This is a genomic window from Vibrio panuliri (assembly GCF_009938205.1).
Taxonomy (GTDB): Bacteria; Pseudomonadota; Gammaproteobacteria; order Enterobacterales; family Vibrionaceae; genus Vibrio; species Vibrio panuliri.
The window spans coordinates 1657170-1673366 of the sequence record NZ_AP019654.1 but is presented as its reverse complement, the minus strand read 5'-3'; the positions used below and the strand labels follow the sequence as shown (position 1 = coordinate 1673366).

Sequence of the window (16197 nt, the reverse complement as noted above, 5' to 3'; positions counted from 1 at the left end):
CTGTAATAATCCATCCTTACACTGCGTTGAGTAAACTTTCGAACTACTCAATGCTAGGATGCTATGACTCACTCAAATCTATCTAAGTCGTCAGTCTCAATAATCCAATCAATCAGCCTGTTGTTTGCCTGCTTTCTAATTATATTGATCGGCTTGTCTTTGGTCAGTAATCAAGGGCTTGAGCGGGTAGGCGGTCATTTTAAAACCCTGTCAGATAAAGCCTTACCGCTTTCTGCGACTAACGCGCAGTTGACTCAAACACTATTAGAACAGACTAAGCAACTCAGCTATGCAACGCAAGTTCGAAGTCACAATGCGTTACAAAGCAATGAGGCGGCAATTAATCAGTTGATAGAACGCAGCACTCATCAAATCGAACAGGTATCCACTATCGCTACCAGTTACGACCAAGCGGTTTCTTCTGAGCAGTTACAGCAGTTAGAAGAGAACATTGCGCATCTCAATCAAATGACTCATACGATTCTAAGCTCACAATCTCGCCTTTTGATGATGCAACAAAGTATCGACGCAGATGTCACCAGTTTTCGCTATGGTTTGAGTTCAATTGGACCTGAAATGAATCGAATCAGTTCTTTTCTGTCATACGATAATCCGGAATCAAGCGATGCGGCGAATCGATTTATTTCCAGCGCAAGTTCAATGGAAAGTAGTTTTCTCGTCATGATGATGCAATCGGAGTTAAGCCAAGCGGAGCAAGAGTACAAAGAAATGCGTAATCGTATGGCCGGAGTTACGCTAGCTTACGATGATTTTGTGCAATGGCATCCTGAAATCGTTGACTACACAAGCCTGACAGCGCCCTACGAAATGGTACAGGCTGGCTTTACGGATGAGGGAGTGTTAAAGAAAATTCTAGCTAAACTGAAAATAGCTCAGTTGCAACAGCAACAAGTCGTTGAGTTTCAAAGCATCACAGAGCAGACGATTGAGTTACTGAATGCAGTTTCAACGACCGCTCAAGACTTAATCAGTGATAGACAGAAAGAGGTCACAAACACTATTTCAACAACGAATATCACCTTGGTCTATTCTGCGGTTGTGATCGCTCTATTGATTTTGATGCTCTGGTTTGTGTTGCGAAGATGGTTAAATCGCAGTGTAAAGCAAATACTGCAAAGCCTAAATCGTATGACAGAGCATGATCTTTCATCCGAGGTTTCCTTGGTCGGGCCTAGTGAGATCAAACATATTGCTCGACGCCTAAATAGGCTAATTACTACCACCAATCGCTCTTTAGCGACGGTTACGCGTAACTGTGAAGAGCTTTATCAAACCGCAGAAATCAGCCATAACGCTGCAGAGTGCTCCAATGATAGTTTGGATAAGCAGAATCATGCTTTACTCAATATGGCGGCGACAGTGAGCGAGTTGCAAGCGTCGATCGAAGAGATCTCACGCGTGACAAACGATTCGTTTAATGAATCTAAAATAGCGGTTGAGTATTCTAATCAAGGTGCGGTCGTGATTGGTGAAAGTAGTGCGCGCCTAAAGGCGCTGGAAGCCACTTTCTTGGCAAATGAAGCCTCGATGATAGAGCTTGACGGACGAGTAAAACAGATACGTGAGATGGTAGACCTGATTTCCGGTATTGCAGATAACACTAACTTACTGGCGCTTAATGCAGCCATAGAAGCGGCTCGTGCGGGCGATCAAGGGAGAGGGTTTGCGGTTGTAGCCGATGAAGTGCGTAAATTGGCAAGTGATACGACCAAGCAAACGGGAAATATTCGCCAGCGAATGAATGAGTTAGTCGAGTCGGCGGAACATTCTCGAGCGGCGGTTGAGAGCACAAGACAAGAAATGGCAGTCGTCCTAGAATCAAGTGATCAAGTTAAAGATACCTTTGAAAATATTGAGCGTTCGGTTAGTGTGATTCGCAATCGATTTGAACAAGTCTCTTGCGCAACGCAGGCACAGGCAAAAGCGACGGAAGATGTAAACAAGACAATCGCACAGGTTTCAGAACATGGTGAAGCCACCAAGGCGCAACTTGAATCTATGGTTGAGAGTTCTCAACAAGTATCGCAAATTGCCAGTGACCAGCAAGCGATGCTGCATAAATACCGATTAGTAATCAATTAAAAGTAAAAAAGGAGCCGATGGCTCCTTTTTAGACTGCATATTGTGAGATTATCCGTATGCGACGCTTGGGAACCAAAGCACTAATTGTGGCCAAATGACCAAAGCGACCAGCGCAACCAACTGGATAATAATGAATGGTATCACACCGCGATAGATATCTTTCAAAGCAACACCTTCAGGGCAGACGCCTTTAAGATAGAACAGAGCGAAACCAACCGGTGGGGTTAAAAAGCTGGTTTGCAGCGCCATTGCCACGAGCATCACAAACCACACCAAACTGGGGTTATCAACCACGCCATGACCATCTAACTCAATGCCAAGGCTCGCAATGACAGGCGCGAGTAGTGGTAAAGCAATCAGGGTGATTTCAATCCAATCAAGGAAGAAACCGAGCAAAAACACGATCAGCAAAATAAAGGCGATGATGCCATATGGACCAAAAGGCAGCCCGCTTAGGAACGACTCAATCAATTCATCTCCACCGAGCTCTCGCAATACTAAAGCAAAACAAGATGCGCCAAGGAAGATCATAAAGATGTATGCGGTGGTGCCATAAGAGGATAGCAACACTTCTTTCAGCACTTTAAGGTTTAGTTTCCGGTTGTAGGCTGCTAGCAAAGTAGCGCCTAGCGCGCCAATGCCTGACGCTTCTGTCGGGGTTGCGACGCCAGCAAAAATAGAACCAAGTACGCAAAAGATCAAAACAACCGTAGGTGTGATGTCCTTAAACACCTGAAGGATCAAGCGCCACTCTACCGGCTCAACATCTTCGGGTACTGGTGCTTTATCCGGGTTCATTTTACCGACCACCAAGATATAGAGAATATAGAGACTCCCGAGTAACAGACCCGGCATAATAGCCCCCATAAACAGATCCCCAACAGATAATCCGAGCTGATCAGCCATAATCACCAGCATGATAGAAGGCGGTAGCAAAATCCCCAATGTACCTGCGGAAGCAACGGTGCCAAGGGCGAGCGGTAAATGGTAGCCTTGTCTCATCATACTCGGCAGTGACATGACGGTGAGAAGGACCACGGATGCGCCGATAATACCGGTTGAAGCGGCGAGGATAATACCAATTGCCATGACCGTGATCGCCAGACCACCATGTACCTTACCAAATAGCGCTTGCATCGAAGACATCAGTTTCTCTGCAATCCCCGATTTATCGAGCATGTTGCCCATAAATATAAACATGGGTAAGGCGACAAGGATCCAGTTGTCCATAATTTTGAAAATACGGTTTACTACCAAACCCAAGCTGGTGTAATCAAGTCCCGTAAACGTATCAAGGTATAGATCGGCATAGTAACCCACGGCTGCAAACACGATACCAATCCCACCAAGGACATACGCGACGGGGATACCCGTAAACAGCAATAGGATGAATGAGCCAAACATGGCGATGACAATCCATTCATTCGCTTCCATGACGTGCTCCTTTAAACAGTGTATCGATGTTTTTTAATAAGGTTGAGAACATGGCAAGTAGCAGCATGGCAAAACTTAGCGGTATGACACTTTTGATTAGCCAACGGTAGGGCAACCCCGATGGGGATGATGAACTCTCATTTACTCGCCACGCTTCATAGGCAAAATCATAGGAGTGGAGAATAACGACGACCACGAAGGGCATGGCTAAGAAAATCAGACCGAGCGAATCGACTAATGCTTTTTTGCGCGCGGAAAACTTGTGAAATAGAATATCAACGCGAACGTGAAGATTGGTCACTTGAGCATAAGCGGTACCAAACATTACGGCTGTTGCGTAGAGATGCCATTGTAGCTCTTCAAGCGCGATTTGACCGTTTGAGAAGACCTTACGCAATATAACTTGGATAATAATCACCGCCACAAGCGCAAGATTAGTCCATGCTAAGGCTTTGCTTGCAGATGTGATGATTTTTTCTATCTGAACATAGAAAGGGGGCGTTGAGGTGGAACATAACACCTTACTCATTGGCAACTCCTTACTGCCAATGGTCAATGCCAGATAAATTCAGACATTGACCATCTCAAGTTACAAGGGACTATTGTTGAGTCGCGCGTGGTAAGAACGCATTCGCTTCCCACAAGGCATAGCCATTGCGGAATTCGGATAAGTCGCTCCAAACCTTATCGAAGAATGGGTCGGCTTTTTTCTTCTCGTCGACGACTTCCATCCAAGTATTTTCAAACAGCGTGAGCATCTCTTCATTCCAGTAGCGGATTTCTACGCCATTCTGTTTGGCTTTCTCCATCGCGGAATATTGCATCGCTTCACCTTCAGCGATTGAATACGTCATGGTTGCCATACAGGTTGTTTGGACGGCAGATTGCTGCGCTGGACTCATTTCTCCCCATGTATCTTTGTTGATCAGCAGTTCAAAGATGGTTGATTGCTGATGCCAACCAGGGAAGTAGTTATATTTCGCTACTTTGTGGAAACCAAGACGTTCATCAATCGCAGGTTGTGAGAATTCTGAGGCATCAATTGCCCCTTTCTCTAGTGCGCCAAAAATTTCGCCCCCCGGCAGTTGGACGGTGCCAACGCCTAGTTTTTCCATTACTGAGGCGCCTAGGCCAAAGAAGCGCATATTGAGACCTTGGAGATCTTCTGGTTTCTCGATTGGTTTACGGAACCAACCTGATGTCTCCGGAGAAATGATGGCACACGGAATAACTTTCACGTTGTAGCCGCCTTGGTCGTACATCTCTTGGTAGAGTTTTAAGCCATTACCAAAGAATAACCATGCCATATATTCACCAGCTTCCGGACCAAAAGGGACTGCAGAAAAGAGAGCGGAAGCAGGGAGTTTGCCTTGCCAGTAGCCAGCGGTAGCGTAACCAGAATTGACTTTACCAGTTGAGACTGCATCGAGAATCTCTGCTGGATTCACGAGTTTACCGGGCTCGTAGATTTTCATCTTAATTGTGCCACCCGATGTTTGCGTAATATGGTCTGCATACCACTGAATTGGTGTGCCAAGCGCAGGTAAGTGGCTGCCAAATGCGATTGGTGTTTTAAGTAAAATTTTCTTATCGGCAGCATGAGCAGACATCGCCACGCAGGTTGAAGCGATAGCGATAGCTGATGCGAGGGCGACCTTTTTTACTTTCATCGAATATCTCCTTATCAGGTAAGTCCTTTTAATATTGAGAAATGTGAACATTGCGGGGTCATTTGTGTTAATGCAATGTTACATTTAATGCAAGTCTAGAGGTGTGTTGCTGTATGCTCTATTGGCAATAGTGCGCATTTTGTGTCGGTAGTAAGTGCAGATAGTTAGCTGATTATTCAGTATTACTACGTACTCATCAGGGATGAAAAATGGGATTTATTCGGAATCGGAGACTGACAATCAACATTATCTTGCTCTCGATAGTGCCGTTGATTCTCGTGGTCTTGATTGTTGCTAGCATACTTTTTAGTCAAGCTAAACAGTTGCTTAGCGACCAAGTTTCGCTTACGCGCAGCAATATAATGGCGGTCAAAAAGCAAGAACTGAAACAGTACGTAGAAATGGCAGTGAAAAGTATCGAGCCTTACTACTCTGACCCAAGCTTGACCCCACAACTCGCCAAACAAATTGTTGTTCAAAAATTGAGCCAGCTCACGTATGGCAAGGATGGTTACTTCTTTGCATATACTTGGGAGGGCGAGGCGCTTGTACTGCCTTATCAACCGGAGCGAATTGGTAAGAACTGGTGGGACGTTGAAGATGTGCAAGGCAAAAAGCTCTTGCAAGAGTTAATTTTTGTCAGTCAACGTGGCGGTGGGTTTGTCGACTATTTATGGCAAAAACCATCGGCGCAAGAGCCTTTGCCTAAGCTTAGTTACGCGGTGTCACTTGATAGGTGGCAGTGGATGATCGGCACAGGCGTCTATCTTGATGATATTGAGCGGCAAGTTGCGCATATGCACAATGGCTTTGACCAAAATATCGGTAAAACAAGCAGTGCACTGTTTGGGGTAATGTTTATTGCTGTGTCGGTCATTGCCGGCCTAGGTGCGTCGTTGAACTTAAATGTCAGGCGGTTGGCAAATGAACAATTAAGTGTTTTAAATCAGCAGATTATCGATTCTCAAGAGAACGAGCGACAGCGAGTATCGAGAGAGCTGCATGATGGTGTCAACCAACTGCTCGTCGCAGCCAAATACCGGCTTGATAATGTGCGCAAAGAGCGCAATGAGATTAAGAAAAACAGCGAACTTGATGCCAGTAAAATGGCGATGGAGCACGCGATTGTGGAACTTCGGCGTATCTCGCAAGACTTACGCCCCCCACAATTAGATGACTTAGGGTTAGTCGCGGCAATTGGATCATACATCAACGGGTTAAGAGAACGGACTCAGTTAGAGTTGGTTTTTGAACATGATATCGAGGGTGAGGAATTTGTCCCTGAGGTCGAAACGACTTTATATCGCGTGGTTCAAGAGTCACTGCATAACGTGGAAAAGCACGCCCACGCACAAGGCGTAGATGTGATTTTGCAGCGAGAGGGAAGAACCTTACTGATGACCATTAGTGATGATGGAATAGGTTTTCCCACCGACCAAGCTCAGTCGGCTCAGTTAGTTCAGGAAAAAATGGGACTGCAAAACATGCGTGAACGTGTCCAAGCCATTGGTGGCACATTCACAGTGACGAGTTCTCAAGGTGAAGGAACGGAAGTTCGCGTCAGTTTGAACATGGAGTTTATATGATTAGATTAGTGTTGGCCGACGACCATCGCTTAATGCAGGATGGCCTAAAATCTCGTTTAGAAATGGAAAGCAATCTCGATATTGTTGATTGTGTGGGTAGTGGGACAGACGCGCTGCAAAGCACGCTAACCTTAAAACCGGACGTATTGTTGCTGGATATCAATATGCCTAACCTCAATGGAATTGAAGTGTTAGAAAAACTGGAAAAGAGCCGTTCGAAAACAGCAGTGATCATGTTGTCTATGCATGACTCGCGTGATTATGTGGTTCGCTCAGTCAAAGCTGGGGCCAAAGGCTATGTTTTGAAAGATGTTGGTTCTGAAGAGTTAGTAATGGCAATCAATCAAGTGGCTGAAGGGCGTTCCTACCTTAGTCCGCAGGCGTCCGATAGGCTTTTGGAGCAGTTGACCGAACAGCCCAAGCCAGAGGATGATACGCTCTCGAAACGAGAGTCAGATGTACTTAAAGCAATCGTTAATGGCGCTTGCAACAAAGATATTGCAGATAGCTTGCACATCAGTGTCCGCACGGTAGAAACCCATCGACTAAGGATCAAGAAAAAGCTCGGTGCAACATCGACAGCGGCTTTGGTTAAGCTCGCGTTACAAAAAGGGCTTGTTAGCTAATCCTGCGAGGTTGCACGATGATTTTAAGGTCGCTTTACACTGGGCAGTGTCCTTAACAACTTATCACTTTGATCACTAAGGAAGGTGACATTTGGTTACAGTATTAACGCCTGAGAGCGCGGCAACATGGATTAATAATGATGATACCGTATTGCTTGGTGGTTTTATTGGTGCCGTTGTTCCAGAAGCCATTGAACGCGCGATTGGTGAGCGTTTTGCGCAAACACGAACCCCGACAAATCTGACCCTTGTTTTTGCCGCAGGGCAAGGAGATGGTCGTTCAAGAGCCATTAATCATCTAGCACAGGAAGGTTTGGTGGGGTGTGCGATTGGCGGCCATTGGGGGCTGGTGCCTAAGCTGCAACAACTCGCCGTCGACAACCTTATCAGCGCATTCAACTTACCACAGGGGATTATCTCTCATCTTTTGCGTGACACTGCAGCTGGAAAACCAGGAACCATTAGTAAGGTGGGATTAGGGACATTTGTTGACCCAAGAATTGAAGGTGGAAAAGTTAACGCAGTAACTCGTGAGGACCGCGTTGAAGTTATTCAACTGTCGGGTGAAGAGTATCTATTTTATCACAAGCTGCCAATTGATGTTGCGATTCTAAGGGGTACCACTGCCGATGAAAACGGCAATATCACCATGGAAGATGAATGTCTGATAGTCGAAAGTCTTGCTGCAGCGCAAGCGGCACGCAATTGTGGCGGCAAGGTAATAGTTCAGGTAAAGCGAGTGGTGGCAGCGGGCTGTTTAGACCCCCATGCGGTGAAAATTCCTGGAGTGTTTGTTGATGCAGTAGTCGTTTGTGATGATCTCAATGAACATATGCAGACATTCGCAACCAGCATGAATGAAGAGTTTGTTGGACGCAAACCTACCAACAGTGACAATGTCACTAAAAAACTGCAAAGTCAGACTCAATCGGACCCAGAAAAGTTGGATGCGAAAACCATTATTGCTCGCCGCGCCGCTTTAGAGCTAATTCCAAATTCAGTACTAAATTTAGGTATTGGCGCACCTGAATATATTGCACGAGTTGCACAGCAAGCCTCTGTTATTCAACATTTTACTCTAACTGTCGAACCCGGAGCCGTAGGTGGGGAGCCACAAAGCGGCTTAGATTTCGGTGCATCTCGGCTACCACAGGCTATTATTAGTCAGGATCAGATGTTCGATTTTTATGATGGTGGAGGTGTAGATCAGGCATTTTTGGGGTTGGCGCAATGTGATGTGAAAGGCGATATCAACGTGTCTCGTTTTGGACGCAAAATCGCAGGCTGTGGGGGATTTATCAATATTACCCAAAATGCTAAGCGAGTTTATTTTTGCGGCACTTTCACCGCCAAAGGCTTACAACTGGCTGTTGAGGATGGCTCGCTTCATATCCTCAGCGAAGGACAACAACCGAAGTTTGTCGAGTCAGTAGAGCAGATAACCTTTAGCGCTGCAAAAGCATTGGAAAACCACCAACCAGTTCTTTATATCACAGAACGTGCGGTATTCAGGTTAGGTATACACGGATTAGTGCTAATTGAAATTGCGCCAGGGATCGACTTAGAGCGCGATATATTAAAACAGATGTCATTTGCACCCGTCATAAGTTCGTCATTAAAAGTAATGGATAAAGCAATATTCAAGACACATTTCGAACTCAAATTTGATAGTGACGTTGTCAATACGTCGCCTTAAAGAATTTTGAATAGCCCAACAAGGAAATAGCTATGTTTAACGACAAAATCTGCGTAGTGACAGGCGCAGCGCAAGGTATCGGTCGAACCATTGTCGACCGATTTGCGGCAAGTGGTGCAACCATGGTGTATGCCTTAGACATGAATCAGGAAGTATTATCTAAGGCCTTTATGGGAATGAATAACGTCAAACCCATCGTATTGAACATTTGCGATAGAGCGGCAATTGATGTGTTGGTCAGTCAGATCAAAGCCGACTTTGGTCGTGTCGATGTACTGGTGAATAACGCAGGTATTACGCGAGATGCGTTGATAGACAAGATGAGTGAGCATGATTGGGATATGGTTGTCGATGTTAACCTCAAAGGGGTTTTTAATCTGACCCAAGCTATCGCGCCCATAATGATCGAAAACAATACGGGTTCAATTATCACCATGTCATCGGTGGTTGGTACGGATGGAAACATCGGACAAACCAACTATGCCGCAACTAAAGGTGGTGTGATTGCGATGACTAAAACATGGGCGAAAGAGTTTGCGCGTAAAGGCGCCCAAGTGAGAGCGAATTGCGTGGCTCCCGGATTTGTCGAAACACCAATGACAGCGGAGCTTCCAGAAAAAGTGTTAGATATGATGAAGGGTAAAACGCCTCTCGGTAGGATGGGAACGCCTGATGATATTGCCAACGGTGTTGAGTTTCTTGCAAGTGATAAGGCGAGCTTTATTACTGGGCAAGTACTAAAAATCGATGGTGGTTTAGTACTCTAATTGACTCTCTTATTTAACAAAGGCGCGTTGTTCGCGCCTTTTTTCGGATAAGATTACTTCCTAAAAGGTTGAGTGAGCATCTTATCCAACCACTGCTCTCGAGCGTTTCGAAATAGAGGAATGCCGATGCGCACTTTGTCATGCCCAAGTTCAGGTTGAGCGCGATAGGTCCCAAACCATCGATCCCATATTGAGAGGAAAAAGCCGAAGTTTGAGTGGGTTTCCTTACTGATGACTGAGTGGTGCACACGATGCATATCGGGTGTTACCACTGCTCGACGCAATAGACGGTCAGCAGGCAGGGAGAGCTTGGCATTGCTATGGTTAAACATTGCGCTGGCATTGAGTACAATTTCAAATACCAGCACTGCCATCGGTGAAGCGCCCAAGGCGACTACCGCTGCGATTTTTATCCACATAGAGAGTAAAATCTCTATAGGATGGAATCGTGCGCCCGTTGTGACATCAATATCTTGGTCGGCATGATGCATTCGGTGTAAACGCCACAGGAAAGGTACGCGATGGAAGAGTAGGTGCTGTAGATAAATCGTTAAGTCAAGTAACACCACGACAATCGCGATTTCGACCCATGATGGAAGGGAAAGCCAATTTAGTAGACCGACGCCAGATTGATTCGCCCAAATCGCGCTCTCTATGGCGACCCAAGGCATCAGTAATGTGATGCAAAGTGAGTTGAAGCCGACCAAACCAAGATTATTTAACCAGCGACTGAGCTTCTTTTGAGTCAGTTGTTTACGCGGTGCTACCCATTCCCATAACGCGCACAGCACTAACACGGAGATAAAAAAGCTTAAGCGAATCATATCGGGATTTTGCATCAGTTTTCCTTGCTGTTTCACCTTGCATCATGGCAGAAGGTGGGTAGAATTTGTCGCCTTCGATACCATTATCATTGAAATTCTATGAGAATCCACGCCTTTCATCATTTATATCAACAAAGGTTAGCGCTTTCGACAAAAGCCTTTAACGCTCGCGGCAGTAAAGTAGAACGCTGCCAATACTGTCAAGTAGCTGCAAATAACTGTATCTGCGACTATCAGCCACAGATCGAAAGCGATGTCGCGGTGATGTTGATGGTGTCGGAAAACGAAGTGTTTAAACCAAGTAATACGGGGCGCTTGATCTTAGATACGATACAAGAAGGGTACGCATTTCAATGGAATAGAACGGACCCTGATCCGAAAATGTTGGCTTTGCTACAAGATCCTAGCTATCAACCACTGTTAGTTTTTCCGGCAGACTATGTTGAAAACAAGCAACGAGTAGTCCATCAGCCACTGAATCAATTTTGTGATAACAAAAAGCCACTAATCATTCTTTTAGATGGCAGTTGGCGAGAGGCGAGACGCATGTTTCGCAAGTCTCCCTACTTAGATAACTTGCCAGTGGTGTCGATTCATCCTCAAGCAATATCACAGTATATGATGCGAAAATCAGACAACGAGCAACACCTCGCAACGGCAGAGGTCGCGATTATGGTTTTGCAGCAATTAGAGCAAAACCTTGCTGCCCACACGCTTGACCTCTGGTTTCGAGTTTTTCGCGAAAGTTACTTAATGAGTAAAACCCAATTTAAGTCTGATGAAAACCGCCCAGAGCTTAAACGTTTGATTGAGGAAATGACGAGCTAAGCGACAGGATGGGAGGTTAGGTACTTGGGATCTTAATAACTAGGGTATACAGATCGAAAATAACTAATCTAGTCGTTGATATTACAAAATAAACTCGGTTACTTTAGAGTGATAGTCAAACGATGCGATAAAGCACGCCAATATGAGCGTAAAGATGGTTTTCAGACGCTAGCACCTGTGATGACCTCCGTTTAGTCGCATAAATTCAATTGACTATCTGTTATACGTTGTTTGGATTTTATGAATTACATTCTGGGAGAGAATAAGATGTACTACGGCTTTGATGTTGGCGGCACCAAGATTGAGTTTGGCGCGTTTAACGAACAGTTAGAACGGGTTGCAACCGAACGTGTGCCAACACCAACGAGTGATTACCAAGAGCTGTTGAGCGCAATCGCAGGGTTGGTAAGCAAGTATGACCAAGAGTTTAATTGCGAAGGGAAGATTGGTCTTGGTTTACCGGGTATGGAAGATGCCGACAACGGTACTATCTTAACGGTTAACATCCCTGCAGCGAAGGGGATGCCATTACGCAAAGATTTAGAAGCTAAAATTGGCCGTTCAGTACGTATCGAAAATGATGCGAACTGTTTTGCACTTTCAGAAGCGTGGGATGAAGAGCTAAAAGATTCTCCTTCGGTAATGGGGCTAATTCTTGGTACCGGCTTCGGCGGCGGGCTTATTTACGACGGTAAACCATTCTCTGGACGCAATAATGTAGCCGGTGAAATGGGGCACATGCGTTTACCGATTGATGCATGGTTCCATCTCGGTGAGAATGCACCATTGCTTGATTGTGGTTGCGACAAAAAAGGCTGTATTGACAACTATTTATCTGGTCGTGGTTTTGAGTTGCTTTACGCTCATTACTACGGTGAAGAGAAGAAAGCGATTGATATCATTAAGGCGCAAGCAGAAGGTGAGCCTAAAGCCGTTGAGCACGTTGAACGCTTTATGGAATTGCTGGCGATTTGCTTTGCTAACCTCTTTACTGCCAATGACCCACACGTAGTCGTACTTGGTGGCGGCCTATCGAACTACGACCTAATCTATGAAGAGATGCCAAAACGTATTCCCAAGCATCTACTGTCTGTGGCTAAATGTCCGAAGATCGTTAAAGCCAAACATGGCGATTCAGGTGGTGTACGTGGCGCGGCGTTCCTGAATATCAAGTAACGGCTAAGTTTGAATTAAAAACAAAGGGCTTCCAAATGGAAGCCCTTTGTGTAGGTAACGGTTTGTGCGACTGCTTATCGCAACCAGCGGTTTACTTGTTCTTTTTGCCCACACCTAAATTTTCTTTAGGTTTTAGTGTGATTTTGCCAAAGCCAAGTTTTTTGAAATGATTATCGCGGTAATTGCGTACCGCTTTAGTGTCAGAAACCATTTCTAGCTGAAGTTCCATTTTTAGAAACTCAGTAAGGTCGATACCTTCAGCTTCTGCTACCGCTTCATGAATGTTGCGATGTTGCTGGTAAGAGAACAGCAGTTCTTTCTCAACGTCTTTGTAGGTATAAAGAATTGTACGAGCCATAATAGGTTACTTATTTGCTTTGCTATCAAATGAAAGGCCAGCATGTAAGCTGGCCTAGAATGGGTTAGATTCTGCCTTGAAGTGGGATAATTGTCACGCTTTCTCCAACTTTTACTGTATCTACAGCAGGAGAAATCTCAATTAAACAGTTCGCTTCGCTCATTGAGCGGAGAATACCAGAGCCTTGTTTACCGGTTGTACGTACAGTCAGGCGGCCAGCGCTATCTAATTGGTATACGCCGCGGCTAAACTCGGTACGTCCTTGTTTAGAACGCAAGTCTTCGGTCGCAATCGCATTTACTTTCAATGGCTGCCAATTTACTTCACCTTGCATCTTACGCAGAGCTGGTTCGACAAAATTGATAAACGATACCATCACTGCAACAGGGTTGCCTGGTAATCCAAAGAACGGTTTATCGTTGATTTGACCAAAGGCAAGTGGGCGCCCCGGACGCATATTAATGCGCCAGAAATCAATTTGACCAAGCTTATCAAGCGCAAGCTTGATGTAATCGGCGTCACCAACAGACACGCCTCCAGATGTAATTACAACATCGGCTTGTTGGCTGGCCTCTTTAATTGCCTCAATCATGACCTGTTCATTATCTTCAAGGATACCGAAATCAAGAGTCTCACATCCCAATTTCTCTAGTAGCCCGATGATAGTAAAGCGGTTTGAATCGTATATGGTGTTTGGCTTTTGCTCGCTACCGGGTGCTTGTACTTCATCACCCGTTGAGAAGAGGGCAACTTTGAGTTTGCGATAGACCTTGGTTTCACCAAAGCCTAATGATGCCAGCATTCCCATTTCTGCCGATTCAATACGTGTTCCTTGAGTAAAGACGTTTGCGCCTATCGCAAGATCTTCGCCGGCTTGACGGACATTTTGTCCCGCTTTGATGCTCGCTCCATTGAAGGTGACATTGTCACTGTTTGCTGTAGCTTGCTCACGCATAATAACGGTGTCAGCACCTAAAGGCATCGGTGCGCCCGTCATTATTTTAACCGCTTGACCAATTTGAACTTCTTTATCATAAGCGTGACCAGCCATCACTTCCGCAACAACGTTATAGTTATCACGCTGGGTATCGTCACCGCGAATAGCGAAACCATCCATCGCTGAGTTCGTGTACTGTGGAACATTAACTGGTGAGACGATATTGTCAGCAAGAATACGATAGTAGCTTTGTTGTAGAGAGCACGGCTCAACTTCGCTGACACAATTAACCAGAGAGAGTATTTTCTCTTGACCTTGTGCAACAGAAAGGAATGCAGGGGACAGGGTATCGCAGCATCCAGCTGCAGTAATCTCTTTGCCAATCTCTCCTTTGCGCGCGACAAATTCGAGCACGAAATCTTTGATTGATTCTAAGTCATTAATATCTAACTGCGGCAACTCGGAGTCGTCTACCTTACTGTCAGCGGCAATGGCAATGATATTGTCATCGTTAGGGTATAACCAAGGTTTGCCGATCTCATCGCGGTGCAGTTCGATTTTTGGAAAAGCGATATTCTTACAACCTTCGACCAGAATAACGTCGAGTTGTTGCTGATCAAAGCGGCTGAGTAGGTAGTGAAACTCAGACTCCGCTTCTGGTGTCTCGGTCATCAATGCATAGCGATTTCTTGACGAAATCAACATTTGGCTAGCGCCAGCCTTACGTAGGCGAAAGCTATCTTTACCCGGTTTATCAACATCAAAATTATGGTGTGCATGCTTGAGCATACCAATTCGTAAACCCGCCGCAGTGAGCTTAGGTAATAACGCCTCAATCAGGGTTGTTTTGCCTGTGCCTGAATAGGCAGCAAAGCCAAGAATAGGGACTAAGTGGCGTGTTTTCATGATTCTAAAGTTCCAAATTGTGCCAACTCTTGTGGAGTATTTAAGTTTACAAAACAGTTTGGTGCATCGCTGAAATCAACGTAAGAGGTATTGCACTCTTTGTATAATAGGATGATTTTGCGATCGCCACGCTCTAAAAATGCGGTCAGTTTTGGTAATACACGCTTGTGGTAGAGAGTAAAGACGGGCTGTTGATGATCGCCATCGTGCGCGACTAAGATATCGCTGCTTTCAGTCACTTCGGCGCAGAAACGTGCCACTAAATCGTCGCTAATTTGTGGACTGTCACAAGGGACAAAACCAACCCAATCAGTGGGTGCGTGCATCAAGCCAGCGTGAATCCCACCCATTGGTCCGGGATAATTGGCAAATTGATCACTAAAAACAGGACCAAACTGAGCATATAACTCTTGGTTACGGTTGGCGTTGATCAGAATGTGTGAAGTTTGTGGCGACAAGCGCTCGATAACGTGCTTTATTAGCGGCTTCTTATTGAGTTCGATAAGGCCTTTATCTTTGCCGCCCATGCGGCTGGCTTGGCCACCAGCCAGAATGACCCAACTAGTTTGCGTTGGATTTAGCATAGGGATTCTCTTGCTTTTCTTCAGTAATGATTTGTAACAGTGGTGACTCTATCAGAGTTGAGTCTTTAATCCACCACTGTTTACGACACAGGTCGGTTAATGCATTTTTTTGGTGGCTCGTAACCACAATGCTTGAGCCTTTTTGAAGTAAATCTTTGGCTAGAGTGACTAAGCGGTCAATGGATTCTTGGTCGAGTGATGCACTCGGCTCATCCATCAACAATATTGAAGGCGTCAAAATCCATGCTCGCGCCATTGCCACGCGCTGCTTCTCACCACCAGACAAAACAGAAATATGCTCATCAGCCAGTGTTTCTAAACCAACGCGACGCAGTGCAGTAATCACTTTAGCTCGCTTGTCTTGCGCAGACATTTTCTGGAATCGAATGCCGTACGCAACGTTCTCGTACACAGTGCCATCAAAAAGGTAAGGAGATTGGTGGAGATAAACCACATCGCGACGGCCGCTGCGAGGAAACAAGCGTTGAATAATATTATCATTTGGTGCATTGACTCTTCCCGTTGTTGGCTTGAGTAGGCCAGATAGGATTTTGAGCAGCGTCGTTTTACCAACACCATTGTCACCACGTAAGTAGATCGCATCATTAGGACCGATCGAGAGGTCGGGGATATGAAATAACACCCGATCTTTGAATCTCATCGAGACTTGCTGAGCAGTTAATTTTATAGTCATAAGTTGCC

15 protein-coding genes are annotated in these 16197 nt (G+C 45.4%); 7 read left to right on the top strand and 8 right to left on the bottom strand.

Annotation, left to right across the window (positions count from 1 at the left end):
- The first annotated feature begins 63 nt into the window (after nt 1–63).
- Nucleotides 64–2103, top strand: coding sequence for a methyl-accepting chemotaxis protein (locus GZK95_RS07610; RefSeq protein ID WP_075715761.1), 2040 nt, complete (start codon nt 64–66; stop codon nt 2101–2103).
- Between the two features lie 48 nt (nt 2104–2151).
- On the opposite strand, the gene GZK95_RS07605 is transcribed toward GZK95_RS07610, so the two are convergent.
- The 3 genes from GZK95_RS07605 to GZK95_RS07595 form a co-directional block, all read right to left on the bottom strand.
- A complete protein-coding gene (locus GZK95_RS07605; RefSeq protein WP_075709535.1) occupies nt 2152–3537 on the bottom strand; it encodes a TRAP transporter large permease in 1386 nt (461 codons plus the stop codon).
- Nucleotides 3524–4066, bottom strand: coding sequence for a TRAP transporter small permease subunit (locus GZK95_RS07600; RefSeq protein ID WP_075709536.1), 543 nt, complete (start codon nt 4064–4066; stop codon nt 3524–3526). The genes GZK95_RS07605 and GZK95_RS07600 overlap by 14 nt, the downstream gene beginning before the upstream one ends.
- A 70-nt stretch (nt 4067–4136) precedes the next feature.
- Complete coding sequence (locus GZK95_RS07595; protein WP_075715760.1) at nt 4137–5207, bottom strand: TRAP transporter substrate-binding protein; 1071 nt, start codon at nt 5205–5207, stop codon at nt 4137–4139.
- A gap of 209 nt (nt 5208–5416) precedes the next feature.
- Between GZK95_RS07595 and GZK95_RS07590 the strand changes: the two genes are divergently transcribed.
- The 4 genes from GZK95_RS07590 (at nt 5417) to fabG (ending at nt 9882) form a co-directional block, all read left to right on the top strand.
- The gene (locus GZK95_RS07590) at nt 5417–6793 is read left to right on the top strand and encodes a cache domain-containing protein (RefSeq protein ID WP_075715759.1); all 1377 of its coding nucleotides are present in this window, start codon (nt 5417–5419) and stop codon (nt 6791–6793) included.
- Nucleotides 6790–7419 (top strand): response regulator, encoded by a 630-nt coding sequence (locus GZK95_RS07585; RefSeq protein WP_075709539.1) that lies wholly within the window; start codon nt 6790–6792, stop codon nt 7417–7419. Before GZK95_RS07590 ends, GZK95_RS07585 begins: the two co-directional genes overlap by 4 nt.
- Nucleotides 7420–7510: 91 nt before the next feature.
- On the top strand, nt 7511–9115 hold the full coding sequence (locus GZK95_RS07580; protein ID WP_075715758.1) for an acyl CoA:acetate/3-ketoacid CoA transferase: 1605 nt from the start codon (nt 7511–7513) through the stop codon (nt 9113–9115).
- A 32-nt stretch (nt 9116–9147) separates the two neighbouring features.
- The gene (gene fabG / locus GZK95_RS07575) at nt 9148–9882 is read left to right on the top strand and encodes a 3-oxoacyl-ACP reductase FabG (protein WP_075715757.1); all 735 of its coding nucleotides are present in this window, start codon (nt 9148–9150) and stop codon (nt 9880–9882) included.
- A 53-nt stretch (nt 9883–9935) separates the two neighbouring features.
- Here fabG and GZK95_RS07570 read toward each other — a convergent pair whose 3' ends face one another.
- A complete protein-coding gene (locus tag GZK95_RS07570; RefSeq protein ID WP_075715756.1) occupies nt 9936–10721 on the bottom strand; it encodes a sterol desaturase family protein in 786 nt (261 codons plus the stop codon).
- Nucleotides 10722–10805: 84 nt separating this feature from the next.
- On the opposite strand from GZK95_RS07570, the gene GZK95_RS07565 reads away from it, so the two are divergent.
- Nucleotides 10806–11534, top strand: coding sequence for a tRNA-uridine aminocarboxypropyltransferase (locus tag GZK95_RS07565; RefSeq protein WP_075715755.1), 729 nt, complete (start codon nt 10806–10808; stop codon nt 11532–11534).
- Nucleotides 11535–11801: 267 nt separating this feature from the next.
- Nucleotides 11802–12710: an N-acetylglucosamine kinase gene (gene nagK / locus GZK95_RS07560; RefSeq protein ID WP_075709544.1), complete on the top strand. Its 909-nt coding sequence runs from the start codon at nt 11802–11804 to the stop codon at nt 12708–12710.
- 91 nt (nt 12711–12801) lie between these two features.
- Here nagK and GZK95_RS07555 read toward each other — a convergent pair whose 3' ends face one another.
- From GZK95_RS07555 to GZK95_RS07540, 4 genes are all read right to left on the bottom strand, one after another.
- Complete coding sequence (locus GZK95_RS07555) at nt 12802–13068, bottom strand: DUF2960 domain-containing protein (RefSeq protein ID WP_075647917.1); 267 nt, start codon at nt 13066–13068, stop codon at nt 12802–12804.
- Between the two features lie 64 nt (nt 13069–13132).
- On the bottom strand, nt 13133–14911 hold the full coding sequence (locus GZK95_RS07550) for a bifunctional molybdopterin-guanine dinucleotide biosynthesis adaptor protein MobB/molybdopterin molybdotransferase MoeA (RefSeq protein ID WP_075715754.1): 1779 nt from the start codon (nt 14909–14911) through the stop codon (nt 13133–13135).
- On the bottom strand, nt 14908–15495 hold the full coding sequence (mobA, locus tag GZK95_RS07545; protein ID WP_075715753.1) for a molybdenum cofactor guanylyltransferase MobA: 588 nt from the start codon (nt 15493–15495) through the stop codon (nt 14908–14910). The genes GZK95_RS07550 and mobA overlap by 4 nt, the downstream gene beginning before the upstream one ends.
- The gene (locus GZK95_RS07540; protein WP_075709547.1) at nt 15473–16189 is read right to left on the bottom strand and encodes an energy-coupling factor ABC transporter ATP-binding protein; all 717 of its coding nucleotides are present in this window, start codon (nt 16187–16189) and stop codon (nt 15473–15475) included. Before GZK95_RS07540 ends, mobA begins: the two co-directional genes overlap by 23 nt.
- Nucleotides 16190–16197 lie beyond the last annotated feature (8 nt).